Annotated in this window: 23 protein-coding genes and 1 pseudogene; 15 read left to right on the top strand and 9 right to left on the bottom strand. The window is 42.2% G+C overall.

All coding sequences use genetic code 11. From position 1 onward, the window contains the following. Window positions 1–52 precede the first annotated feature (52 nt). A complete protein-coding gene (gene pbp4, locus ACTJKA_RS18730) occupies window positions 53–2,092 on the bottom strand; it encodes a penicillin-binding protein PBP4(5) (RefSeq protein ID WP_345912143.1) in 2,040 nt (679 codons plus the stop codon). Between the two features lie 249 nt (window positions 2,093–2,341). On the opposite strand from pbp4, the gene ACTJKA_RS18725 reads away from it, so the two are divergent. Further along, window positions 2,342–3,754, top strand: coding sequence for an SLC13 family permease (locus tag ACTJKA_RS18725; RefSeq protein ID WP_017360416.1), 1,413 nt, complete (start codon window positions 2,342–2,344; stop codon window positions 3,752–3,754). Here the strand turns inward: ACTJKA_RS18725 and ACTJKA_RS18720 are convergent. Then, entirely contained in the window at window positions 3,686–4,099 is a 414-nt protein-coding gene (locus ACTJKA_RS18720) for a hypothetical protein (protein ID WP_224562676.1), read from the bottom strand. The genes ACTJKA_RS18725 and ACTJKA_RS18720 overlap by 69 nt on opposite strands. 82 nt (window positions 4,100–4,181) lie before the next feature. Between ACTJKA_RS18720 and ACTJKA_RS18715 the strand changes: the two genes are divergently transcribed. Beyond that, on the top strand, window positions 4,182–4,409 hold the full coding sequence (locus ACTJKA_RS18715; protein WP_017360415.1) for a hypothetical protein: 228 nt from the start codon (window positions 4,182–4,184) through the stop codon (window positions 4,407–4,409). Here the strand turns inward: ACTJKA_RS18715 and ACTJKA_RS18710 are convergent. Next, window positions 4,390–4,869, bottom strand: a complete 480-nt coding sequence (locus ACTJKA_RS18710; protein ID WP_017360414.1) for an Hsp20/alpha crystallin family protein — start codon at window positions 4,867–4,869, stop codon at window positions 4,390–4,392. The genes ACTJKA_RS18715 and ACTJKA_RS18710 overlap by 20 nt on opposite strands. Window positions 4,870–4,934: 65 nt before the next feature. Here ACTJKA_RS18710 and ACTJKA_RS18705 point away from each other — a divergent pair, with 65 nt between their 5' ends. Next, window positions 4,935–5,192 (top strand): hypothetical protein, encoded by a 258-nt coding sequence (locus tag ACTJKA_RS18705; RefSeq protein WP_008344180.1) that lies wholly within the window; start codon window positions 4,935–4,937, stop codon window positions 5,190–5,192. A 6-nt stretch (window positions 5,193–5,198) separates the two neighbouring features. Next, the gene (locus ACTJKA_RS18700; protein WP_008344178.1) at window positions 5,199–5,432 is read left to right on the top strand and encodes a hypothetical protein; all 234 of its coding nucleotides are present in this window, start codon (window positions 5,199–5,201) and stop codon (window positions 5,430–5,432) included. A gap of 35 nt (window positions 5,433–5,467) precedes the next feature. On the opposite strand, the gene ACTJKA_RS18695 is transcribed toward ACTJKA_RS18700, so the two are convergent. Both ACTJKA_RS18695 and ACTJKA_RS18690 read right to left on the bottom strand, forming a co-directional pair. Continuing rightward, window positions 5,468–6,859 (bottom strand): amino acid permease, encoded by a 1,392-nt coding sequence (locus ACTJKA_RS18695; RefSeq protein WP_008344176.1) that lies wholly within the window; start codon window positions 6,857–6,859, stop codon window positions 5,468–5,470. A gap of 178 nt (window positions 6,860–7,037) precedes the next feature. Continuing rightward, window positions 7,038–8,111, bottom strand: a complete 1,074-nt coding sequence (locus ACTJKA_RS18690; protein WP_191219208.1) for a tetratricopeptide repeat-containing glycosyltransferase family 2 protein — start codon at window positions 8,109–8,111, stop codon at window positions 7,038–7,040. A 133-nt stretch (window positions 8,112–8,244) separates the two neighbouring features. Here ACTJKA_RS18690 and ACTJKA_RS18685 point away from each other — a divergent pair, with 133 nt between their 5' ends. Then, window positions 8,245–10,137, top strand: coding sequence for an ABC-F family ATP-binding cassette domain-containing protein (locus tag ACTJKA_RS18685; protein ID WP_345912144.1), 1,893 nt, complete (start codon window positions 8,245–8,247; stop codon window positions 10,135–10,137). 227 nt (window positions 10,138–10,364) lie between these two features. On the opposite strand, the gene folE2 is transcribed toward ACTJKA_RS18685, so the two are convergent. Then, the gene (gene folE2 / locus ACTJKA_RS18680) at window positions 10,365–11,261 is read right to left on the bottom strand and encodes a GTP cyclohydrolase FolE2 (RefSeq protein ID WP_345912145.1); all 897 of its coding nucleotides are present in this window, start codon (window positions 11,259–11,261) and stop codon (window positions 10,365–10,367) included. A gap of 143 nt (window positions 11,262–11,404) precedes the next feature. Between folE2 and ACTJKA_RS18675 the strand changes: the two genes are divergently transcribed. Then, window positions 11,405–11,830, top strand: coding sequence for a MerR family transcriptional regulator (locus tag ACTJKA_RS18675; RefSeq protein WP_017366797.1), 426 nt, complete (start codon window positions 11,405–11,407; stop codon window positions 11,828–11,830). Between the two features lie 57 nt (window positions 11,831–11,887). Beyond that, the gene (locus ACTJKA_RS18670) at window positions 11,888–13,078 is read left to right on the top strand and encodes an MFS transporter (RefSeq protein WP_341002449.1); all 1,191 of its coding nucleotides are present in this window, start codon (window positions 11,888–11,890) and stop codon (window positions 13,076–13,078) included. A 46-nt stretch (window positions 13,079–13,124) separates the two neighbouring features. Here ACTJKA_RS18670 and ACTJKA_RS18665 read toward each other — a convergent pair whose 3' ends face one another. Then, complete coding sequence (locus tag ACTJKA_RS18665) at window positions 13,125–14,678, bottom strand: ABC-F family ATP-binding cassette domain-containing protein (RefSeq protein ID WP_322536274.1); 1,554 nt, start codon at window positions 14,676–14,678, stop codon at window positions 13,125–13,127. A 152-nt stretch (window positions 14,679–14,830) separates the two neighbouring features. Between ACTJKA_RS18665 and ACTJKA_RS18660 the strand changes: the two genes are divergently transcribed. Further along, on the top strand, window positions 14,831–15,973 hold the full coding sequence (locus ACTJKA_RS18660) for a DEAD/DEAH box helicase (RefSeq protein ID WP_268359162.1): 1,143 nt from the start codon (window positions 14,831–14,833) through the stop codon (window positions 15,971–15,973). A gap of 37 nt (window positions 15,974–16,010) precedes the next feature. On the opposite strand, the gene ACTJKA_RS18655 is transcribed toward ACTJKA_RS18660, so the two are convergent. Together ACTJKA_RS18655 and ACTJKA_RS18650 are read right to left on the bottom strand one after the other, a co-directional pair. Further along, the gene (locus tag ACTJKA_RS18655) at window positions 16,011–17,015 is read right to left on the bottom strand and encodes an NADP-dependent oxidoreductase (protein ID WP_216099603.1); all 1,005 of its coding nucleotides are present in this window, start codon (window positions 17,013–17,015) and stop codon (window positions 16,011–16,013) included. Window positions 17,016–17,135: 120 nt separating this feature from the next. Then, window positions 17,136–17,513, bottom strand: coding sequence for a YfmB family protein (locus tag ACTJKA_RS18650; protein ID WP_017366799.1), 378 nt, complete (start codon window positions 17,511–17,513; stop codon window positions 17,136–17,138). A 222-nt stretch (window positions 17,514–17,735) separates the two neighbouring features. Here ACTJKA_RS18650 and ACTJKA_RS18645 point away from each other — a divergent pair, with 222 nt between their 5' ends. From ACTJKA_RS18645 to ACTJKA_RS18615, 7 genes and pseudogenes are all read left to right on the top strand, one after another. Further along, the gene (locus ACTJKA_RS18645) at window positions 17,736–18,083 is read left to right on the top strand and encodes a general stress protein (protein WP_007496775.1); all 348 of its coding nucleotides are present in this window, start codon (window positions 17,736–17,738) and stop codon (window positions 18,081–18,083) included. A 1,132-nt stretch (window positions 18,084–19,215) separates the two neighbouring features. Then, the gene (locus ACTJKA_RS18640; protein WP_007496773.1) at window positions 19,216–19,872 is read left to right on the top strand and encodes a class I SAM-dependent methyltransferase; all 657 of its coding nucleotides are present in this window, start codon (window positions 19,216–19,218) and stop codon (window positions 19,870–19,872) included. 512 nt (window positions 19,873–20,384) lie between these two features. Next, entirely contained in the window at window positions 20,385–21,110 is a 726-nt protein-coding gene (locus ACTJKA_RS18635; protein WP_017360404.1) for a GTP cyclohydrolase II, read from the top strand. Window positions 21,111–21,142: 32 nt separating this feature from the next. Then, window positions 21,143–21,946, top strand: coding sequence for a formylglycine-generating enzyme family protein (locus ACTJKA_RS18630; protein ID WP_024718589.1), 804 nt, complete (start codon window positions 21,143–21,145; stop codon window positions 21,944–21,946). Between the two features lie 4 nt (window positions 21,947–21,950). Further along, entirely contained in the window at window positions 21,951–23,708 is a 1,758-nt protein-coding gene (locus ACTJKA_RS18625) for a WD40 repeat domain-containing protein (RefSeq protein WP_046527041.1), read from the top strand. Window positions 23,709–23,989: 281 nt separating this feature from the next. Further along, window positions 23,990–25,072: a bifunctional diaminohydroxyphosphoribosylaminopyrimidine deaminase/5-amino-6-(5-phosphoribosylamino)uracil reductase RibD gene (gene ribD / locus ACTJKA_RS18620; protein WP_440607895.1), complete on the top strand. Its 1,083-nt coding sequence runs from the start codon at window positions 23,990–23,992 to the stop codon at window positions 25,070–25,072. A gap of 116 nt (window positions 25,073–25,188) precedes the next feature. Beyond that, window positions 25,189–25,840, top strand: a pseudogene (locus ACTJKA_RS18615) (exosporium glycoprotein BclB-related protein); the annotation flags it as partial.

Below are 25,840 nucleotides of genomic sequence, written 5' to 3'. Positions count from 1 at the left end.
ATTTAGAAAAAAAGAGACACATGCGCTTGATGGAGCGTGTGTCTCTAAAGGGTTATTTATAGAAAGAAGCGATGACAGGCTTCATTTTTTGAATGACAAGTCCACTGCCTCCACGGTTTTTCACACCTTCAATCATGCCGACGAGGACGTAATCTTCTTTTTTAGGATTAAACGCAAGTAAAAATCCATTTTCAGTACCGTCTGTCGCACCTTGTTTGCTCTTTAGTTCCGCTGTTCCCGTTTTAGCGGCTATATCAGCCCCTTTTATTTGCAACGAGTGAGCGGTTCCGTTTGAATTGGTGACGACTTGAGTCAGTGCGTCCTTCACCGTATTTGCTGTATCTTCTTTGATGATCTGTTTTGGTGATGCTGTTTTTTCATTCTGAATGACTCGAGGGTACACAAGCTTTCCTCCTGTTGCAAATGGAGAATAGGCATGTACTTGTTCAATTGGAGACATGAGTAATTCTCCTTGGCCATATGCTGAGTCGGCGAGTAAGATGTCTGATTGGATCCCGTCGTTAGACACTTGTGCCGGTTTCATTGTGAACGGCATGTTTAAATCATCGCCAAACCCAAATGTTTTCACTTTTTTCTCGTAAGTATCTTTGCCGATTTCAAGGGCTTCCTGTCCAAAATAAATATTATCTGAGTACACGAGGGCATCGACCATATTGACTTGTTCTTTGTCATGAACCCGTGTAATGCGATAATTTCCCCATGATTGATCCTTTTGCCATTTCAGCCCATGAATGGTGCGCACTTTATTAGGTTTTGTGACACCTGTTTCCAGTCCAATCGCTGCTGTAATGGTTTTGAATGTAGATCCTGGTGCATATCTGCTCGCATACCGAGCTTGGAATGGGAGATCAGGATTTTCACTGTATGCTTGGTATTGTTTAGGCGTGATCCCGTTGGTCATTAAATTGACATCGTAAGAAGGGGTGCTAACAAGCGCTAATAAATCACCTGATGATGGATTCATAATGGTGACAGCCCCTTTTTCACCTTTCAGCTGTTGATAGGCTTTTTTCTGTAAAGATGCATCAATGGTCAGTTTGACTGTTTTTCCGTCTTTTCGGTCTGTTTTTTGTAATGTTTCTTCAATACCTGTTTCATCATGGATAATGAGGATGCTTCCGCCATCTTGTCCTCTTAAGTTCTTGTCAAATGTGAATTCAAGGCCGGTTTTGCCGATGATTTGATCCGCCTTTAAAGCTGGATTTCTTTTGATATCATCCGCATTTGCTTTTCCCACATAGCCTGTCAGATGAGCAGCGGCTTCGTTATATGGATAGTAGCGCATTTCCTTCGTTTGATAGGTGACGCCATTTATGTCTTTTGGAATCGGCTTTTGCTCTAACATAGACTTTAGCGGGACAAATGTGTCATCTGTGACCCATGCTTGTTTCAGCTGATTTTGAATCAGCTCTTCATCTATATCAAAAGCGCTGCTGATTTTTTTGATGTTGCTTTCTTTTTCCGTACCTGTCCCGAGCTTTCCAGGGATGATGCCAAGTGCGTGTCCACCAGTTGTTTCTGCTAACGTGCGTCCTTTTCGATCTACAATATTTCCGCGTACCGCAGGATCCGTTGTCACTTTGATGGTGTCACCCGTTTCCATTTGCGGGAAGATGAGATTTGGTTTCCAGTCTACTTTCCACTTGTTATCCTCTGCGGAGAGAACGCCCTTGTAAGAGAGCTTATTCAGTTTTCCAAGAGACGTTTTCATCGTGACATCATAGGTGAATTGATACCCATTTCCTTTATCCTGTTTTTCTACGTTGACGTTTGAGACGTTTAGATCATTCGCACCGATGCCGCTAAAGATCTTATCGTATTTTTCGGCAAGTTGTTTTTTAGAAAAGTCACTGGCTTTCAGAGAGCCACTTGTGACCTCATCTGCCAGTTTCGTGAATTCTTTTTTCTCCAGATGTTTCGTAAAGGATTCAGCGGCTTTCAGCGCCTCTTTTTCTTTTGAGAAAAGCGAATCTTTTAAGAAAAAGAGAGCAGCAGCAATCACGATGATGCTAAGAAGGGGAATGATGACTTTTTTCTGTTTCCAAAATGATTTTCGTTGATCTGTATACAATGAAAACACCTCAATTTTTGATTAGATCCTCTATAGTTTACAGTTACTGTGTAGGATTTGTATAGTTTCTCCTATGAAAATAGACCAAGACATGAAGTGGAAATATGAATCAAGACACAGTTGCTGCTGAAGAATCTCTTCATTTTTTCTTATGATTTAAAGGATTTTTTATGTGATCATCGAATGTGAAAAATTAGAAAAAATTAAAAGCGTTTTCATGAAGGAGGAATTGAGATCGTTTATAAAAAAGTGAATCTAACTGGACTTGTTCTTGGACCAATCTTCTTTTTGCTTATTTTTTTGCTCATTCCAGAAAGTGAATTGACCTATGCAGCGAGAGTGGTACTTGGCATTACAGCATGGACTGCGACATGGTGGGTCACAGAAGCTTTGCCTATACCGGCGACCTCTTTATTGCCCATCATCCTTTTGCCAACACTTGGTGGGCTATCGATGGAGCAAACATCAAGAGCTTATGGAGATCCGATTGTTTTTATGTACATGGGTGGATTTATGATTGCCATTGCCATTGAAAAATGGAATTTACATAGAAGAATGGCTTTACATATTTTAAACATCATTGGCACAAGAAGTGACCGCATTGTATTAGGGGTTATGATAGCAACGGCTTTTCTATCTATGTGGATTTCGAATGCAGCCACAGCACTGATGATGCTGCCTGTGGCACTGGCTGTGATTAAAGAGGTGAAGGCGAACGATATTTTGTCTGGTGCATCTCTTGACCGATTCAGTAAAAGCATCCTATTATCGGTCGCTTATTCAGCCTCTATTGGCGGACTGGCGACACTCGTTGGGTCTGTGCCAAATGCTGTTTTTGCGGCGATGTCAAAAAAGCTGTTAGATCGAGAAATTATGTTTTTTGAATGGTTTTTGTTTGGTTTTCCGGTGGCGGCTGTTCTGCTCATTCTCTTATTTCTGTATTTGACCAAGATACAATTCAAGGTAGAGCACACAGGGGAAATGGGAGCAGTGTTTATACGGAAGGGTTTAGAGGATTTAGGCAAAATGAAACAAGAAGAAAAATGGGTTTTTGCTATTTTTCTTATGACGGCTTTTTTATGGATCTTTAAAATCTTTTTGTTTGGCGGGCTTCCTGTCTCGGATACGTCGATCGCAATCTTTGGGGCGATGCTGTTATTTCTCATTCCAGCGACAAATGGAGAGAGAATACTAGAATGGCAGGATATGAAACAGCTGCCATGGGGGCTTTTGCTTTTGTTTGGAGGCGGGCTTTCGCTCGCTACAGGATTTGCGGAAACGAATCTAACAGGATGGATCGGGGAAAATTTACAGCATTTAAATGGGCTGTCTTACCTCATGCTGCTGATTATTTTAACGGCTTCAATTTTATTTATGACCGAAATTATGTCTAATACAGCAGTTGCGAACATGATCATTCCGATTACAGTAGGGCTTGGACTTGCAATTGGCATGGAGCCGTACGGCTTAATGGCTGCGGCTGCGTTAGCATCTTCATGTGCATTTATGCTGCCAATCTCCACACCGCCAAATGCGGCTGTCTTTAGTGCGGACGTGCTGAAAATATCTGATATGGTCAAGGCTGGCTTTTGGTTAAATGTGATCAGTATTGTAGCGATTGTGCTTGCGGTTTATTTTTGGCTTCCGGTCGTTCTGAGATGAAGACTTTGATCGAATGGAGACTTTTGGTGTTTTTGTTTCTTTTGGCTTCGGTACTGAAGCTGCCTTTTTGAGGTGCGGGTCCTTTGGCGTGTAATAGGTGGCTCCAATGTTGAGTCTGCCTTTAAGCTGATCAATGGAAAGCTCACCAAACTCTAAATGGTAGTCAATTTTGTCCACATGCAGTGATTCAATATGAATGTGCGTATCCTCCGAGACAGGCGGAGCAGGTGCAGACATTTTTTGCTCAAGAGCGGTGAGTCTTTTTTCCAGCTCGACGACAGATGGGGATGGACTGGATTCAGTTTTTTTAAAGAGTGATTGAATGAAATGTTTCAAATGGACCACAACCTTTTCTTTCGCCTTGCTCTAGTCTATGGAAAAGCTGCCCGGTATATACTTATAGAGATACATGAAAGGGGAGAAGGGCATGCTGCCTACACGCATTCAGATTACCCATATGAAGACGAATACGATTGGTACAGGGTCCTCGATGACATTCGGCTCAACGATCGTACGAAATCACTGCTCGACGATCAAAAGAAACAATGGTTTTGGTGAACAAAATGCCGATGGCGTGATCACGATCTTGCCGATTGAAACGATTGATGATCGTGATCTAATAGACGCAGTCAGTATCAATATTCGTCATCTATGATAATCGCAGTTGCTTTTCCTTCATCTTTTTGCAGGCGAATGTATAGCACGCCGTCTTTAAAGGCCGCATTCATTTGACCAAGAATCATATCTGGGAGCCGAATTTTTCTTTCAAACGGACCATACTTTCCTTGTCTTTGGCGAAAATCCTGTTCGTTAAAAAAGGAAAAACGCTGTCCTTTTACAACTAAATATTCACCATATGACAGCACCTGAACATCTTCCTTCCGGTAGCCAGGCAGATAAATTAAGTACTGAAATTCAGTAGGGGTTTCCACAATGTCGACTGGTGGAAACGATGCATCTGTTCCTCGCTGATCTTGCTGCGAGAATGTAAATGGAGACGGACCATTTGCCATAAAGGGAGATCTTTGCTCATCATCGAATATCATTTTCCAAAAATCATCTCCATGCATTTGCTGGGCAATGTCCATCCACTGCTTCATTTTTTCGAAGTCCATGTGAAGACCTCCTGTTAACATACTTGATGGGTGCTCGCATATACCTATAAAAAGGAGGTTTATCTGTGGTTCAACCAACTCCGTATATCAATATTAATATTTTCATGTTAAAAATTAATTCCTTTGAAAATGCGTCGGCGGTGAATGTCGGACAAAATTTGTTAGCAGAGTGGCAAAACTCAGATAAAAAAAATCAGGGGTACGGACAGAATTTTGGAGATGCCAGCGGTTTTGTCGGAACAAAGAGCCATGTAGATGATCGAGATCAAGTGGACTCACCTGCCTCTTTTTCGCCAGCAGCTAAACCTATTCCAAGGAAGTGATGTGTGATGTTATTCTCACCCTCAGTCGTCAATGTCGGTGCTTTTAAAATCAATGCAATGGATCGGGGGGCATCACTGACGCTAGGACCTTATCAGCAGATCGATTATTTTCTCTCGATGAAATTGAACCAAGGTTTTGGTGAGGACAATGGAGATTGTTCACCGCTTGTCATTCCGATTTCAAGCGTTCTCGATCCAGATATGGTGGACTCGAATTCAGTGAAAAACAGTGTGATTTAAACAAAAAAGAGACCGGGATTCCCCGTGTCTCTTTTCTATTGTGTTTGATTCAGATGGCTTTTGCGTCTTGCGTAGGTAAAATACACAACGACACCAATGGCTACCCAGATGAGGAAGGCTCGCCATGTCTCCCATTTCAGTGTGGCAGCCAAGATCATACAAATGACCGCACTAATGATGGGAAGGACAGGAACAAAGGGTACTTTAAACGCTGTTTTCATATTCGGATGTTTTTTCCGGAGTATGATCACAGCGATCGAGATAACCGTAAAGGCCGCAAGCGTACCGATGCTCACTAAATTCGCAAGCGTTGATAAATTCACAAAGCCTACGATACATGCCGCAACAGCGCCTGTCAGCCAAGTGTTGGCAACCGGTGTCTTCGATTTTGGATGAACGTTTGAAAAGATTTTCGGCATGAGCCCATCTCGGCTCATCGCAAAGGTTAAGCGAACTTGTGCATAGACCAAGGCAATTAACACTGTTGTAATCCCGATAATGGCACCTGCTGATATAATACCTGCCACACTATTCAGGCCAACCACTTGAAGCGCAAAAGCGACAGGATCACTGACATTCAGCTTCGTATAGTGAACCATGCCTGTTAAGACAAATGAAACCCCGATGTATAAAATCGTACAAACGCCGAGCGCACCAATGATTCCGATCGGCATCGCTTTTTGCGGGTTTTTGACTTCTTCAGATGCATTAGCGATTGCATCAAATCCAAGGTAAGCAAAAAAGACAGTGGCCGCTCCTGCGATCACGCCATGGAAGCCCATCGGCATAAAAGGTGTCCAATTTTCAGGTTTAACGTAAGCAAAGCCTGAAATGATAAAGAGGAGGACAATGGCAATTTTGATGAGCACAATGATGTTATTCAGCTTCGTGCTCTCTTTTACGCCTCTTGAGACAATAAAGGTAATGAGTAAAATAATGAGTGCGCCTGGCAGGTTGAAGATGGCCCCATCAGCGGCTCCGGGTGCAGCCGATAAAGCCTTCGGTATGTGCAGACCAAATCCACTGAGCAGTGATTGAAAATAGGATGACCATCCGCTTGCCACAGCAGAGAGCGCAACAACATATTCAAGCATTAAATCCCAGCCCATTAAAAAGGCGAGGAATTCTCCAAGTGTTGCGTAAGAATACGTATAGACACTTCCTGACACTGGAATGGACGAGGAAAATTCAGCATAGCAAAAAGCAGCAAGTGCGCATGCGATCGCAGCCAAAATAAAAGATATAATAATCGCAGGTCCCGCATCTTTCGCAGCCGCAACCCCCGTTATCACAAAAATTCCAGTCCCGACCACACAGCCAATGCCAAGCAAGATTAAATCAAATGTATTCAAAGAACGGCTCAGCCGCTTCGTTTGACTTTCAAGCATGAGCTGATCGAGAGACTTTTTTCTAAATAAAGAACTCATGTTGACCTCCTAATGGATAAATCTTTTCGTAAGACGAATGTTAGTATATGCGTAAATGACAATTTAGTCAATTGGTTGAAAAACGCTTTAAATCACTAAAGTGTTAAATGTCACAAAAGTCTAATGTGTATCAAAAGACATCCGCCGTCATTGACAGGCGGATGTGATAACAGGAGATTTACGTTTCTTCAGCAAATATCTTTTCATTGTACAGCACACTCGGATGGGTTGGGTAATGGGCTGAGGATGCAAGATGATGGGTTTTGGCTTGAGCCAAATCACCGAGCTGATAATAACAATAGCAAAGCTGAAGGTGAGGATACCATGTTTTATATTGTGTCAGTGTAAAGGCTGTTTCGATTTCAGGTGCCTTCAGTGCCTGCTCATACCAATAGATCGCTGCTTTGTGTTTATTTTGTGCTTTGAAATGATCCCCAATCCGGCAGCAAAATTCTGGACGGGGCTGATCATATAAGAAGGATCGCAATAAGGAGGATAAGGCGGCTTCCTCAAAACCGACTGCATAATAGCAGTCAGCTAAATTTTGGCATGTGCGAATTTCATCCTCAATCCAGCATTGTTTTGTGGCTAAAAATTTGTGATAAAAGCGAATCGCCTTCACATGCTGCTTGTTATCTCGTAATTCATTGGCGAAGTAAAAGAGATCACGAGGTGTCATCTCTTCGCCTTTTGCAAGCATGTTTTCATAAATGCGCAGATTGCGTCCAGGCTCTCCGGCGGTTGTTTTCTTACGCTTTTGATGGGTGACGGCGATATCAGCGGGAAAAATGTTGCCATACACTTGAAGGAATTCATGAACGGCCCCATACCACTGAAAGTTCAAGGCACGCTTGACGAGCCGATTTCTTCTATATTTAAAATTCACCTGACCGTCCTCACTAAATCCAACGTGGTAAAACATCGAGACGGCATCTACTGCGGGATCAAGCGTCTGTTTGAGCTGAAGCAGTTTTTGCTGATCCTCTTCAAGCAGGACATCGTCGGCATCCAGCCATAAGATATACTCTTTTGTCGCATGGGAAAAAGCGAAATTGCGTGCTTTTGCAAAATGCTGGATCCATTCAAAGTCGAGTACCTTTGCTGAAAAGGAGTGAGCAATGTCCTTTGTTTGATCCGTTGATCCTGTATCAACAATGATCATCTCATCTACAATGTCTTGAACAGAAGACAGGCAGTCAGCCAAAACCTCTTCTTCATTTTTCACAATCATACATAAACTAATGGTTATCATCTTTAGATCACCTCTTCATAGTGTATCGAGCATCAAAAGGAAACATTCTTTTCAGCAGCGGGTTTTTTTAAAACTAGTTTTCTGCTACTGGCTGATTTAAAATAAAGGAAGAATCTATGTAAGGGCTGATAAAATGAGTTTATTGAATGTAGAAGGATTATATAAAACCTATGGCGAAAAAACGCTGTTTGATCATATCTCTTTTCATATAGAACCAAAGGAACGCATCGGGTTAATTGGACCTAATGGAACAGGGAAGTCAACGCTTTTAAAGGTCATTGCAGGACTTGAATCATTTGAGGAAGGCGACATTACAAAGGCAGGGACACTTGATATCGAATTTCTTGAGCAAGATCCTGAAATGAGCGGAGATGAAACGATTCTCGACTATATTTTTTCAGGAACAGCACCAATGATTCAAACGATGAAAGCCTATGAACAGGCGCTGGCTGATTTAGAGCATGATCCACAAAACGAGGCAAAACAAGAAGCGCTTATGGGTATGCAAAATAAAATGGATCAGGACGACGCATGGGATGCGAACCTTTCGGCGAAAACGATTTTGACAAAGCTTGGCGTCAAAGATGTGAGCCGATCTGTTCATGCGTTATCAGGCGGACAGAAAAAGCGTGTGGCGATCGCCAAAAACTTAATCCAGCCTGCGGGTTTGCTGATTTTAGATGAGCCGACAAACCATCTAGACAACGCAACCATTGAATGGCTTGAGGGATATTTGAGTCAATACAGCGGGGCTGTCATTCTTGTAACCCATGATCGTTATTTCTTAAACCGTGTCGCCAATCGGATTTATGAATTAAATCAGGGGCAGCTTTACACATATAAAGGAAATTATGAAGTCTTTTTAGAAAAAAGAGCAGAACGAGAAGCAGAAGCTCAAGTAAAAGAAACGAAACGTCAAAACCTGCTTAGACGTGAGCTAGCATGGTTGAGAAGAGGGGCAAAGGCTCGAACAACAAAGCAAAAAGCACGTATCGGCAGAGTGGAAGAGCTGAAGGATCAAAAGGGACCTGATGCAAAGGGAGAGCTTGATTTTGCGATCGGTTCTCACCGGCTTGGAAAACAAGTGATTGAGGCAGAAGAGATCAGCATCACATTTGCTGGACAAACCCTTGTGGACCAGTTCAGCGATTTAGTCGTGCCAGGTGATCGTATCGGATTTATCGGACCGAATGGAGTGGGCAAAACGACTTTACTCAATTGCCTGGCGGGTAAAATCGAACCGACGAATGGACAATTGACCATTGGACAAACAGTCCGCATTGGCTATTACACGCAGGACCATAACGAAATGAATGAAGAGCTGAATATCATTGATTACATCAAAGAAACAGCTGAAATTGTCAAAACGGCAGATGGCGTCATTGTGACAGCAGAGCAGATGCTGGAGAGATTTTTATTCCCTAGATCCATGCAGCGCACGTTTATCCGCAAGCTGTCAGGGGGAGAGCGCCGCAGATTGTATTTATTGAAGGTATTGATGGAAGAGCCGAATGTTCTCTTTTTAGATGAGCCGACGAATGATCTTGATACAGAGACGCTCAGCATTTTAGAGGATTATTTGGAGCAGTTCCCAGGCGTAGTCATCACCGTGTCGCATGATCGTTATTTCTTAGACCGAGTCGTCCATCGTCTGCTTGTGTTTGAAGGGAATGGACGTATTTCACACTTCCAAGGTGCTTACAGCGATTACATGGAGCAAGAAAAAGAACAGAAGCGAACAGAGACAAAACCTGCTGAAAAACAAGTAGAAGCTGCACCGAAAAAGAGGAAAAAACTATCCTATAAGGACCAGCTTGAATGGGATGGGATTGAAGATCGGATACAAGCACTAGAGGACAAACACCAGCAGCTCGAAGCCAGCATTGCTGAGGCTGGCAGTGATTTTGGGAAAATTCAAGAGCTGATGGACAAGCAAAAAGCCGTCGCTGAAGAATTAGAACATGCGATGGATCGCTGGACAGAACTGTCGATGATGATTGAGGAATTAGAAAGTAATGAAAAATAAAGATTGGCAAAAAAACTGTAGAGACATTCTACAGTTCAGATTGTTGACAAAGGGCTAAAATGAACTTGATTTTAGCCCTGTGTCTTCTTTTCAGCGTGATAGAAAGCCTTTGCAGTCTAGGAAGGACGAGTACTGGCGCGGAGCGAATTTGGCATTCGTGAGCACCAGCACGCAGGACTGACAAAGAATGCGAGGGTTTGCCTACACGCTGAAACTGTAGAGACATTCTACAGTTTTTTTTGATAAGAACATTTGGCATAAGCATCGTGCTGATGAATGGATTCTTCATTTCGACACTCAATTTGAAACCCTTTGATCCAGTTTTGTTCGTACAACTCTGCTGCAATTAATCTCGCAACATCCTCTACAAAACGTGGATTTTCATAGGCCTCTTCTGTCACTTGTTTTTCATCTGGTCTTTTGAGTACAGGGTAAAGAGGCGCACTCGCATTAGACTCGATGATCTGCAGTAGATCTGCTTTCATGTCATCAGGGAGTTGACCTTGTTCAAACAGCTCTACCTGAATCGATACAGTGCCGCGCTGATTATGTGCGCCGTATTCACTGATTTCTTTTGAACAAGGACATAACGTTGTCACCTGAGCAGTGCAGCCAATATGACAAATCCATCCGTTTTCTTCATGAAAGTGGATGTCGTATTGCACGTCTGCATGCATCAAACCGGACTTTCCGCTGATGGGACTCTTTTTTTCCATGTACCACGGAAAGGAAACTTGAATCGAGGCAGATGGCTGATTCATATGCTTGGCAAGCTGTGCTGTCAATTCTTTTAAGGAATCCACATCAACCGGCTTTCCGCTCTCATAAAATGAGTGAAGCTGCTCGGTGAGACGGCTCATATGAATGCCTTTTTGATGAGCTGGCAAATATGTACTCAGCGTAAAATCAGCGGAAGAGGTTTGGTGCTGTGGAGCCGTTTTAGACAAAATATGTACAGGGTACGACACACGGCAAATTCCGACCTGTTCCAGATCAAAATAAAAGTCCTGTTCGGTTTGTTGGATGTCTATCATGTCCTCTTTTTGACAAGGTTTTGTCCTAGCGCTTGGCGGGACAGAACCGAATTGTGCGTGTCGTTCTTTTTTGGATGGAAATGAACACATATGGTACCTCCTTTAAAACGTAATGATTCCTATTTATTCTGCATCAAACCACAATAGAAATCAAGTGATCAAACATTAACGTTTACGTTAAGGTCACAAAGGTGTATAATAAAACATGAATTGATGAGCAGGAGGCACTGGTGATGGAATGGATGAAAATTGATCAAGTGGCGAAAAGAAGCGGTCTGACGAAACGGACCATTCGTTTCTATGAAGAGATTGGTTTATTATCAGCACCAAAGCGGACAGAGGGCGGTGTCAGACTTTACTCAGAGGATGACATGGAAGAACTGGAGAAAGTGATGCAGGCCAAAGAAGTACTTGGCTTTTCTTTACAAGAGCTTCAGTCGTTTATGGAAATAGGAAAACAGCTTGAGCTGAATAAAGAAGGCTACTTGCTGTCGCTTGATCCGAAGGAACGATTAGAGAAACTGTTAGATATTGATGCGCAGCTGACTGTGCAGCATCAATTGATTACAAAAAAGCTAGAAACGATTCAATCCTTTAAAAAGGATCTTGAAATGATGAAAGAAAGAGCGGCTCATGCCATTGAGCAATTACAAAAATAAACACCTCAGTGTGTTTATTTTATTTTGTTAAACAACTGTAGGAAAGGTTCTGATGGAATGAAGGAAGAAGAAGTGTTGAAACAGCGTACAAGTCTGCTTAGGCAGCCAAAAGCCGTCTGGGCGGTGGCCTTTGCTTGTGTGATTTCATTTATGGGCATAGGGCTTGTAGACCCGATTTTGCCAGCCATTGCATCGCAATTACATGCATCTCCAAGTCAGGTGTCTCTTTTATTTACGAGCTATTTGCTTGTCACCGGCTTTGTGATGTTTTTTACAGGTTTTATTTCTAGTCGTATTGGTGCCAAATGGACGTTATTATTAGGACTCATCTTTATTATTGTCTTTTCTGCTTTAGGAGGTACTTCTTCAACCATTAATGAATTAATTGGTTTTAGAGGCGGATGGGGCATTGGGAATGCCTTATTTATTTCAACGGCATTATCAGTGATTGTCGGTGTGTCTGTTGGAGGAAGTGCGAAAGCCATCATTTTATATGAGGCGGCACTAGGTCTTGGGATTTCGGTTGGACCGCTCCTTGGCGGAGAGCTTGGGACGATCTCTTGGCGCGGGCCATTCTTTGGTGTGGCAGTGTTAATGCTCGTTGCTCTTTTAGCCATTACGTTTATGCTTCCACCGATGCAAAAGCCGCAGAAAAAGGTGAAGTTATTTGAAGCTGTTGGAGCCTTGAAATATAAGGGGCTTTTAACGATGGCATCTGCTGCTTTCTTATATAACTTTGGATTCTTTGTTCTTCTAGCTTATTCGCCATTTGTGCTTCATCTTGATGAGCATGGTCTTGGCTATGTCTTTTTTGGATGGGGATTATTTTTGGCTGTGACATCTGTCTTCTCAGCGCCGGTCATTCATCGCAAATTGGGTACATTAACAGCTCTTGTTGTTCTCTTCGCTTCGTTTGCTGTGATTTTATTCGGCATTGGAATATGGACATCACATGTGGTCGTGGTCATTTGCGGTATTGTCATTGCTGGGGGAATTCTCGGCATGATCAATACGGTGCTGACGACGGCTGTGATGGGATCAGCTCCTGTTGAGCGTTCAATTGCATCATCCTCATACAGTGCTGTACGATTTATTGGTGGTGCGATTGCGCCTTGGATTGCAGGAGTACTCGCTGAAACTTACACAGCAAGCACCCCTTATTATGTAGGGGCGGCTGTTGTTCTCTTAGGATTGGTCATCCTGCTTCTTGGCCGTAAGCATTTGGTGAATATCCAGGCAGGTCATTAATAGAAAAAAGCCTTATATCTGCAAACGATATAAGGCTTTTTTGTCTTTATAATACTTTGGTTGTCCAGGATTCGCAATTCCAAGTTTCAGTGGCCACATCTTGATAAAATTCAGGTTCGTGGGAAATCAATAGGACGCTACCTTTATATTCTTTTAATGCGCGCTTTAATTCTTCTTTTGCATCGACATCCAAGTGGTTTGTCGGCTCATCGAGAACAAGTAGGTTGGTTTCTTCATTGATCAGCTTACAAAGGCGGACCTTCGCTTTTTCACCACCACTTAAAACAGACACACGGCTTTCAATATGTTTTGTCGTTAAACCGCATTTGGCAAGGGCGGCTCTGACTTCATATTGTGTGTACGATGGGAAGGTGCTCCACACCTCTTCGATACAAGTGTTGCTGTTTTGCTCTTTTACTTCTTGTTCAAAGTAGCCAATATGCAGGAATTCTCCTCGTTCCACCTCACCAGAAATGGGGGAAATTTCTCCAAGCAGGCTTCGGAGCAGTGTCGTTTTTCCGATACCGTTGGCACCGTATAACGCAATTTTTTGACCGCGTTCCATTTTCAAATTCAATGGGCGGGAGAGCGGTTCATCATAACCGATGACTAAATCTTTCGTTTCAAAAATCAGTTTCCCAGACGTACGTGCCGGTTTAAAGTGGAATTCTGGTTTTGGTTTTTCTGCCGCTAATTCAATTATGTCCATCTTATCGAGTTTCTTTTGACGAGACATCGCCATATTTCGAGTGCTGACACGTGCTTTATTTCTCGCGACAAAATCCTTTAATTCAGCCACTTCTTGCTGCTGCCTTTTATACGCTGCCTCTAGCTGCTGCTTTTTCACTTCGTACACTTGTTTAAATTGATCATAATCACCAACATAGCGCGTGAGTTCTTGATTTTCGACATGATAAATCAAGTTAATGACACTGTTTAGGAACGGAATATCATGTGAAATGAGGATAAACGCATTTTCATATTCCTGCAAATAGCGCTTCAGCCACTCAATATGCTGTTCATCTAAATAGTTGGTCGGCTCGTCAAGAAGAAGAATTTCAGGCTTCTCTAATAGCAATTTCGCAAGCAGTACTTTTGTACGCTGTCCGCCGCTCAGCTCTGTCACATCACGATCCAGCCCGAGATCTGTTAACCCAAGACCTCTTGCAATTTCCTCTACCTTGGAATCAATGATATAAAAATCATTGTTCGTCAGGGCATCCTGAATGACGCCTACTTCTTCTAAAAGCTTTTCTAGCTCATCAGGATCTGCTTCACCCATTTTTTCGTAAATGTCATTCATTGCGGCTTCCATTGAGAATAAATAATGGAATGCATCTTGAAGGACTTCACGAATGGTTCTTCCTTTTTCAAGCACGGTATGCTGATCGAGGTAGCCGACACGGACATTTTTTGCCCATTCGACTTTTCCTGCATCTGGCTCAAGCTTGCCAGTAATAATATTCATAAACGTTGACTTTCCTTCACCGTTGGCGCCGATCAAGCCGACATGCTCGCCTTTTAATAACCGGAAGGAGACTTCGTGGAAAATGGCTCTGTCGCCAAAGCCATGACTTAAATCTTTAACAGATAATATCATTTTTTACACCTCAAATAGATTCAAAACGGCTAGTGCCTCTCATGATTATATCGAACTGTCCGGCTCGATAAAAGCATCAAAAGAAAAATTGCGTTTCAAAGCTGATTTTGAGATACTTAAGGATAGATTGAATGAGGATAAAGGAGATCAACATGACGGAAAATTGGGCATTTTTGAAAGAAGCAAAGCCATTTATTCAAAAGAACTTTGAAGCGGCTGGCTTTGAGAAGCCAACAGCGATACAAGAACAAACAGCAGAGTGGATTACGGAAAAACGCGATGTGATCGCAGAATCACCGACTGGAACAGGGAAGACCCTTGCGTATGTTCTGCCGCTTTTAAATAAAATTGATGTGAGTATCAAACACCCGCAAGTCTTAATCTTGGCACCTTCAAGAGAGCTTGTGATGCAAATTTTTGATGTCGTGCAAGAGTTCAAACAAGATTCAGACATCAAAGCTATTTCCTTAATAGGCGGGGCAAACATCAAGAAGCAGCAGGAAAAGCTAAAAAAACATCCGAATATCGTGGTGGCGACACCGGGCCGCGTACAAGAGTTAATCAAAATCAAGAAACTGAAAATGCATGAAGTGAAAACGATCGTGTTAGATGAGGCAGATCAGCTTCTTGTCCCAGAGCATATGAAAACGATCCAAGCGATTATTAAATCCACATTAAAAGAAAGACAAATCCTTTGTTTTTCTGCGACATTGAAAGAGGAAACCGTTCAACTGATCAAAGACATCGCATCTGAACCAGAAGTATTGAAAATTAGCAGAAGCCAAGAAGAAGCGCAGAAGGTAGGGCATTATTACCTGTTATGTGATCAGCGCGACAAGGTAAAATTACTGCAAAAGCTATCACGGCTTGAGGACATGCAGGCGCTTGTCTTTGTGCGAGATATTACGAATTTGAGCATTTATGCAGAAAAATTAGCGTATCACCATGTCGACCTTGGTGTGCTTCACAGTGAAGCAAAAAAAGCTGAGCGTGCTGTGATCTTAAAATCATTTGAACAGCGTGAATTCCCGCTCCTTCTTGCAACAGATATTGCAGCAAGAGGAATCGATATTGATGATCTGCCATATGTGATTCATGCAGATATGCCAAATGAAGAGGGCTACATCCACCGTTCAGGCAGAACCGGACGCGCAGGAAAAGAAGGCGCAGTCATCAGTCTTGTCACACCTCAAGAGCAATCAATGTTGAAAAAAATGGCGAAAAAGCTGAATCTTTCGCTTGAAGAAATTGTGTATAAGCAAGGCCAGCTGCACCTTGCGCCCAAGCAGGCATAAGAAAAGGACCCTCCATTATTGGCAGGGTCCTTTTTTGTTATGAAATTTTGACAAGTTGTTTTCCGACATTTTCCCCTTTGAATAGTCCAAGGAATGCATCAGGAATGTTGTCAAAGCCTTCAATGATTGTTTCTTTATATGTGAGTTTATCTTCTTTTACCCATTGTGCGAGATCCTTCGCTGCCTCTCCAAAACGATCTGAATAGTTGCCAACAATGAAGCCCTGCATCAATGCACTTGTTTTAATGAGTTTTGTTTGCACACGAGGGCCAATGTCTTCGTTTGCACTAATGTTATAAGAAGAAATGGCGCCGCAGACTGGAATACGTGCAAAACGGTTCAAATGATTCATCACAGCATCAGAGATTTCGCCGCCCACATTGTCAAAATACACATCGACACCGTTTGGACAGGCTTTTGCAATAGCGTCATCTAAATCATTTGTTGTTTTATAATTAATGGTTTCATCAAAGCCCAGTTCTTTTAAATAAGCTAGCTTATCATCAGATCCGGCAATTCCAACGACGTGGGCACCTTTGATTTTAGCAATCTGTCCGACAACAGAACCAACGGCACCTGCGGCTCCAGAAATGACAACAGTTTCTCCTTCTTTTGGCTGACCAATCGCAAGAAGTCCAAAATAGGCTGTTTGTCCTGGCATGCCCAAAATCCCTAAGTAATAAGATAACGGCGCAATGGATGGATCAATTTTTGTCAGAGACTCTGCTTTGGCAGTAGAATATTCCTGCCAGCCAAGGAATCCAAGTACAAAATCACCTTTCTCAAATTGAGGAGATTTGGACTCGACGACTTCTCCGACCACTCCACCCTGGATCACTTCATTGAGTTTAAACGGAGGTGTATAGGATTTTGTATCTTGCATTCGTCCTCTCATGTAAGGATCTACAGACACATATTTCGTTTGAATCAAGACTTCGCCATCTTGCGGCGTTGGTATATCAACTGTTTCAAAATGAAAAACATCTTTAGTAGGTAACCCTTTTGGACGTTTTACTAATTGAATTTGTTTTTGTTGACTCATGTCAAATCCTCCCTTTCACTTGCAACCTAGATTTACATTAACATGATGCTTCTTTTCGTTCAAAACATACGGTCTTTTCCAAGCACATACAAAAAAGCAGCCACCATCTAAAAGAAGGGGCTACTTTTTTTGAAGAGAGACAGAAAGGAGCGGCGGGAGACAACCAAACAGTTGATACTCATCCGCATCACGTTCTTTTAACAAATATTCATTTGCATTTTGCATGGAGGCTTTCATCATATCGTGCGTCACAAAAGGAAAAAGGATATTTAAATATGAGGACAACAGGTCTTGTGGATCTTGTTCGATTGACTCGATATCTCCAATGTTAATAATAATAGAAAAGAGATAATCGATGCAGATGTGAAAGTGCTGTTCAGCAAACAAAGTAAGCGGCTTTGCTTTTGATTCTTCAGGATTCCATTTTTGAAAAAGCTGTTTCACCAAATCACTGACAACCCATGCATTAAACTGCTGCTCAGCTGAAAAATAATACATCAGCTCCACCCCATTTCTAGCCTCCAGTATAAGAATTGTACAACAAATGACAAGGAAAGCATATAATTTTTCAGAAAATTTAGTCATTTTTACAGTCTTTTTGTCAAAAATAAGTCCATAGACGCATTAAGTTCACAGAGTAAAAATGGATGTGCTGGAGGAAGGTTTAATGACAAAAGTGACGGGTAAAAGATTCGTAAGACGTTAAAGGAGGAATAATAAATGAAACCTGTCGTAAGAGAGTATTCAAATGATGAAACACTTCAAAGAGATGTGGAGCAATTAAAACAACTCGGTGTTGCAAGAGAGGACATTTATGTTCTGTCCCATGACGATGATCGAACTGAGCGTATTGCAAGCAACGCAGATGCCAATACGATAGGTCCAAAAGAAGTTGGACTCAAGCATGCGGTTGGAAACATCTTTAGCAAAAAGGGAGATGAACTCCGCAATAAGATTCACGAAATTGGTTTCTCAAAAGAAGAAGCTGAGACATTTGAAGAACATTTAGACGAAGGAAAAGTTCTTCTCTTTGTGACTGACCATGAAAAAGTGAAAAATTGGGCATAAACGCCATCGTAAAAAGCCTCTTACTTTTGTAAGGGGCTTTTTTTCAGATTGTTGACAAAGGGCTAAAATGAACTTGATTTTAGCCCTTTGTCTTCTTTTCAGCGTGATAGAAAATCTTTGCAGTCTAGGAAGGACGAGTACTAGCGCGGAGCGAATTTGACATTCGTGAGCACCAGCACGCAGGACTGACAAAGAATGCGAGGGTTTGTCTACACGCTGAAAGCCTCTTACTTTTGTAAGGGGCTTTTTTTCATGCTGCGATAATTAAAATCTACCATCTGTCTTTTTCACTATAATAAGAAAGGTTGAAAAATTGGGATAAACAGTAAAATGTCTAATTGAAAATATAGAAACATCAAAGGATACCATCAAAAAAAAGAAAAAAGTAGTGAAAATATCACAAAAAACCATTCGGGAAATAATTATGATATCTTTATTTTTATCTCAAAATGAAATAAAAATCTTGTGTAATTTAGTAGATAAATTTCTTAGTTCTATTGGTTTAAGTTGTATTTTTGTGTAGAAATAAGTGTTTTAAGGTCAAAAAACCACGAAATATACCTGTATTTTCAATTAGAAAATCATTCTAATGTTTAGGAAATAATTTGTTGACAAAATAATCTAAAAACAATATATTTGGCTTAATCAAGTCATTATGGAATTAGTTGTTAAATTTTTGATAGGTGGATTTCAGGATCAATTCTGTAAATGATGATGCATTAAGACCTAAGGAAGAGCACTTCTGGGGCAAAGCGATACTGAAGAAATATCTATTAGACAAAAAGAAATGAATGATAGATAGCTTAGAACGGTAGATTCGTTTTTCTACTATGCCTACTTCTCAATGGTAATATTCAGAGGATCATCATAAAGAAAGCGCTTTCCTAGCGCTGTTAAGGAGGTGAACCCATATGAAGAAAATGTATAACAAACTGAGGCGCTGTAATAGTTGAATGGCTGTGGTTGTATGTGAAGATGAGTGCTGAAAAAGAAGAGTGACATGTGGGATGCTTCTCTCCTTTTTCAGAAAACAGATTTCCTAAAAAATCCATCTTTCATTTTATCATAAGGCTTTTTGCTTGAAAACCACCTTTGTTAGGAAAGGTGATTGTGAATTGAAGGAGGTCAAGTGATGAAAAAGGCTTTGTATCATGAAGACAGCGGGTTGTATTTAGAGAAAATGCGCATGGCTTTTCAAGAACACTATGAGCAAAGAACAGATATGTGGTCTACTGATCCATCATTAACAGACGCTGCTGTGATGTCTCTCAAGGCATGGCGTTCCAGGGAAAAGGATGCACTTGCTTCTGTGCTGGATATCGGCTGCGGGAATGGACGGGCTCTTGAACATTTACAAGGACTGTCGGCATATACCGGCATTGACCTTTATGAGCATGAGGAATGGCAAGGATTGAAGAAGAGAAAAGAGGTTCCTGTCCATTTTTATCATCAAGATTTTATGTCTTGGTCAATGGATCAAGGGCGCGAGCTGACGTTTGATTTGATTTTAGATCATGGCTGCTTTCACCATCAGCACCCTGATGACCACGAACGATACTTAAAGCAGATTTCCTCGCTGCTTCATGAAGGTGGTGTGTTTTCCCTTGTTGTATGGGGAGAAGAGTGGAAAACAGGCTTAATCGGAGAAGATGGACGCTTCCATTTTTCATTCTCAGATACTCAGCTTGGAGAAAAGATTTGTACATCAGGGCTTGAGCTCGTTTCGATTACACCATTACAAGCGAAGGCTGGGATCAGCCAGCATCATGTCATTGCTGTCAAAATCTAGTGCAAAGGAGGATAAACGCGATGTTTGATGTGATGGTTCTTGGTGCATACCTAGGCGAGTGCTTCAATCAATGTAGCTGAATTGAAGTACGGACTATTCATCCAATCAAAGGGTACAACCGGATGACGTGCATTTGAAGGACCAGAGCTTCTAGTAAAGGAGAAAGCAGCTCGAAGCTAGCAGAGATATTCTTTTAGAGAAAGAGCATGTCAGTTTCCATTCAAGAATCATCCAATGGTGTTGCTCTCTTACAGAGAATACAGCGTATGAAGCTCGATTTCTGCTCCTTTGTACTGGACAAGTGACAGTCTAAAAAGAGTCTTTATGAAAGGTACTGATGGATGATTGGCATCGCACATCTATTCAGCCAGTATGACAGGAAATTTCTCCTGAGCCATGATTCTAGCTGGAACCGGTGCTCAGGATGCAAAGGGAGTGCATACACATATTCATCACGCCATCACTGCGCTGAGAGAGTTCAATGGGGTGCAGTGATGAATAGGGGGAGACAAATGAACAAGTTTGTAGCTGAACTACAATCAATGATTCATCATTTTACATTTCAAGAAAAACACTATTTGCTCGTGGGGCCAGTGAACCTGCCGATCTCTATTGAACATGAAGAAGTGCAGTTTACATGGTATGCCTTTGCGTCTGTAGAAGCTGATACAACGCCAACGGTTGAGTCTATTGTACAAATGAGTACCGAGCAGCAAACATTTTCCTCTTGTCTCCTTTTTGGCGACTTTGAAAATGAAGTGCCGCCGCTTGTGCGAATTCATAGTGTCTGCCAAACAGGGGATGTGTTTGGGTCACTGAAATGTGATTGCGGTCCACAGCTTGCATCATCGCTAAAAAAAATCACCGATTACGGAAAAGGCATGCTTGTGTATATGGCCAATCAAGAAGGGCGCTCTATTGGGTTAATGGCCAAAGCCTTCACGTATAAATTACAGGAAATGAAACTAGATACATTTGAGGCGAACAGGTTGATCGGCTGCGGAGATGATGATCGGCATTACGAGGAAGCAGCGGCTGTCTTGCACTATTTAAACAAAGGGAAACCATTGCATCTCTTAACCAATAATCCAGATAAAGTCGATTCCATTGCTGCTTACGGTCTTCCGGTTTTACGGTTTGATCATACGGTAGAAGCCTCTCTCTATAATGAAGCATATTTAAAGGCAAAAGCAGCATCAGGGCATATGGTCGATGAGAAGAAATTAATTAATCAGTAGATGAGTTTATTTAAAGAAGGCGGGAGAAAAGCGTGAAACCTGATATCAATTGGATTCAAATCCCAAGCGGCTATGCGACGATTGGAAGTAATGAAGAAGATATGAAAAAGGCATCAGAATTTTGGAAGGACAAACTTCTGAATCCAGCCTATGGCCGTGAGAAAAAATTTCAAAAATGGTTGTACAAAGAATTTCCATCTTATCAGCCGTATATGAGCGAATTTTTCATTTCAGATACGGTCGTCACAAATGAATGGTATCAAAGCTATTGCGACGAGACAGGAAAGCCTTATCCAGAGAGCTTGACGAACCTAGAACTTGGCGGGGGAAAAGACCATCCAGCTTGGGGCATGGACATCGAGGAAGCTTTCTCATTTTGTCAGTGGCTGAGCGGGAAGCTTGGATATGAGGTATCGATCCCTACTGAGGAAGAATGGGAATATGCTGCCCGGGGCAATACGAGACATCAATATCCTTGGGGAGATGAGTTTGACCCCTCTTATTGTAATACGCACGAATCAAATATTGAAAAAACGACACCTGTCCGTCATTACGAAAAAGGAAGATCTCTATTTGGACTATATGATATGGGTGGCAATGTCGAAGAATGGGTCAACACCAAGTATCACATATATGAAGGCGGAATTGAGGTTGTCGATGATTTAACCGAGACACTCGGCAGTGATTACTACATTTTAAAAGGTGGCTCCTTCGCAAGAGGCGGAGATTTATGCAGAGTCGCAAGAAGACACGGGAAACACCCAGACCCTGTTTTTCGATTTACTGGTTTTCGTGTAGTTACTCGTCAAAAACAACATATAAAGGTGGGAGTGTAAAACCATGCATAGAGGACCGATTACATCCGTTTTATCAACTCAGCATGACCAAATTGTCTACACAGGCGGCTATGACCGCTGTATTTATAAATGGGACCGTGCCACGGGAGAAGGAACATTCATTGGCAGTCACGAGCATATCATCAACTCTTTATCCCTTTCGGAAAATGGAACGTATTTAGCGAGTGCATCGTCAGACTATACGATTCAATTATATGATACTGGCACACATACAAGAATTCGTACGCTATATGGTCATGCGGATGACGTGGAAGCTGTCGCATTTGCAAAGCAGGATACGCTTCTTGTATCGGTGTCCAGAGACAGAAGATGCTTAGTTTGGGATATTGAAACGGGAGCCATTTTAAGAGAATTTCATGGACATAGCAAGGATGTATTAGCTGTATGGATTCATGAGGATAAAGCTTATACAACTGGTGACGATGGCTATGTCCTAGTATGGCTCTATGAAACAGGAGAAATTGTAGGTGAAATTGGCCCGTTTGATTATGAGCTGGATACCATCAGCGGCAGCAATCAAAAAGAAGTATTCGCCCTTGGCAGAGATGATGGCACAGTTATCATTTATGATGCCGCTACATTACAGGAGAAAAAAATCATTAAAGCTCATTTACAAGGTGTGAAGCGTGTGAATTTTTCGCCGAGCGGTAACTACTTGCTTACAGCGGGTTATGACCATTTAATTAAGCTGTGGAATTATGAAACCGGTGAATTAATTGATACGTTGCTGCCTCATAAATATCAATGGGAGCGCTCGCTTGTTTGGACAGAAGACGAGCAAGCCATTTTAGGAGCCAGCTTTGGGAAAACGTATTGTGAATGGTCAATTCAAGAAGGAAAAGTGATCTCTGATGAGCAGGAATTGGCGACACCTTCTATTAATGATATTGCGTTGACTGAAGCGGGTGATATTATCACTGCATCAGATGACGGAAAATTCAGAAAGAATGGAATCGAAATCGCAAAGTCAACAGGTGTTCTCACAAATGGAGTGGCTGTTGCACGGGATGGAAGCTATTATGCATGGGGCGATCATGCGAGTCAGGTGCATATTGTACACGAGTCATTGCAGCAAATGGTCTCTTTTGATCTCAACACAGGTCCTGTCAATAGTGTGTATTTCCATGAGGAGGATCGTCAATTTTATATCGGCACTTATGGCGGTTATGTGCATGTCATTTCGACAGAACACTTAAAGGAAATCGGCCGTTCTAAAGCACATGATTGCGCGGTCAAAGCATTAAAGGTAGAAGGAGATCATATCATCACAGCGGCAGTTGAAGGAACCATCTGTCTTCTCGATAAAAAGAGTTTGTCCTTAACAGCAGAATATATCGGGGCGACAGAGCTGTTAAATGATGTATTTATTGATAGCAAAAGAGATCGTATTGCCATTGTCAGCCGTGATAAAAACGTCCGATTGTTTGATTTGCATACAGGCAGAATTTTAAATCAGCACAACGAGCATCAATATTCCATTAAATCCATCACTGTGACAGACTCTGGCTATATTGTGAGCGGAGACTATTGGGGATATATTGTGGTATGGAATCCAGAGCTAGATGTCAATACAGGTCCGATTCGAATTGCTAAGAATGGTATTAGTGCCATTAGACAACTAGGAAATGATGTGTATGCAAGCTCATATGACGGTGGTATTTATCATATTCGAGAAGATGGCACACATACGGAAGTACTGCGCTTATTTGAACAATTTCCGAAAGAAGTAATCTCTCATTAAGAAAAAGAATGTAAGCGGGGGATTCTCATGATAAGTGTTTGCAAGGAACATATGAAAAAAGGTCTGACTGTACTCAATTGTCCGCATGTGCTCCTCATTAATAAATATGAATGTCGCAAATGCTGTTTTTGTAAACAACGAGCATCATATAAACTGTTTTATTCCTTGCCTTACTATGATCGATCTGAAAAGAAACGGCTTGAGAAAGTATAGCACATGAGAATAGAACTCCTTCATTTTCTGAAGGAGTTCTTTCCCTTGAGAGAAGAAAGGAGCCCGAGATGAAAGACGATGTTTTTTATATGAAGCTGGCGATTGCCAACGCGAAGGCGATGAAAGGACAAACCTCACCCAATCCGCTTGTTGGTGCAGTGATTGTTCAGAGCGGTGAGATTGTTGGGATTGGTGCGCACATGAAGGCGGGCGAGCCTCATGCTGAAATTCATGCGCTGCAAATGGCAGGAGAAAAGGCGAAGGGAGCTGACATGTATGTGACACTCGAACCTTGTACACATCACGGAAAAACAGGCCCTTGCACCGAAGCGATCATCAAAAGTGGTGTGAAGAAAGTGTTGATTGCCACCAAAGATCCGAATCCGGTTGTTGCAGGTAAAGGAATTGCCTTTTTGAAAAAGGCTGGAATTGAAGTGGAGCAAGGTATATGTAAACACGAAGCAGATCGTTTAAATGCTCCTTTTTTTCATTTGATGCAAACAAACCTTCCTTATGTCATCTTAAAATCAGCTATTTCGATAGATGGGAAAATTGCCACGGCTGATCAAGAAAGCAAATGGATCACTGGAATAGAAGCGAGAACAGAAGTGCAGCGCTTACGTCAAGAAGTAGATGCGGTGCTGACAGGAGTGGAAACGATTATTCAAGATGATGCCGGCTTAATTGTAAAGGATTCATTCAACCATCAGCCCATTCGTGTCATTTTAGATTCAACATTAAGGATACCGCTTCATGCCAAATGCTTAACAGATCATAGGGCAGAAACCATAATTTGTACATCACAAGATTATGATCATCAAAAGTATCAACAGTTGATACAAAAAGGTCATCAAGTATTTGTCACAAGCGGAGAACACCGGACAGATCTTCAGGATGTGTTACACCTGTTGAAGAAGCGCTCTGTGATGTCAGTGCTTGTAGAGGCAGGGGGCAGTGTGAGTGCGTCATTTTTAAAAGCATCACTTGTGAACGAAGCTGTTATCTATATGGCACCTTTATTAATCGGAGGGAAAGATGCACCTACTTTTTTTGAAGGAGAAGGTGTGAAAAAACTAAAAAAGGCGATCCGTCCAGCGGATATTGAATATAGTATGGTAGGAAAAGATTTAAAAATGACGATGACATTTTAACGATGGAGAGAGGTCCTTGCACGCAGAGTGCAAGACCTTTCAAATTTTTTGATAAAAATAAAATTGTACATACACCTTTATCGATCATGATGAATACGATGGATGGGGGTGATTCTATGAGAAAATGTAGACAATGCGGAAAGATATACCCAACTCATTCGACAGACCACTACCAAAAAGGAAGCTGGTATGATGCGTATAAGGATGATGGCTGGGAATGTGATAGTTGTAAGAAAGGTAAATCAGACAAACCAAGGAAACCAGTAAAAAATCCATGCTGCGGAAAAGATCCTTGTGTGTGTGTCATTCAAGGACCGCCAGGGGGAAGAGGAAGGAGAGGCCCAGCAGGTCCGGCGGGTCCAGTGGGTCCAGTAGGCCCAGCGGGTCCAGCAGGAGCAACGGGCGCAACAGGCGCCACCGGTGTAGGTTTAACCGGTATCGTGGCATTTGATCCAGCGGATGCCCCAACCTATCCAGAAGGTCAAGTGGTGACATTTGATGGAAGTACGTATGTGGCGAATACAGCTTCACCAACAGGTACGCCAGGTACGTCTCCAGATTATACATTGTTAGCAGCTGCGGGAGATACGGGCGCCACGGGTGCCACAGGAGCCACAGGAACAGGAGCGACCGGTGCTACAGGAGATACAGGCGCAACCGGAGCGACAGGAGCCACAGGAGCAACGGGCGCAACTGGAGCCACAGGAACAGGAGCGACCGGTGCTACAGGAGATACAGGCGCAACCGGAGCGACAGGAGCCACAGGAG

The organism is Bacillus sp. 22190 (assembly GCF_052045575.1).
In the GTDB taxonomy this organism is placed as follows: domain Bacteria; phylum Bacillota; class Bacilli; order Bacillales; family Bacillaceae; genus Bacillus; species Bacillus altitudinis.
This window is presented reverse-complemented; position numbering and strand designations above follow the sequence as displayed.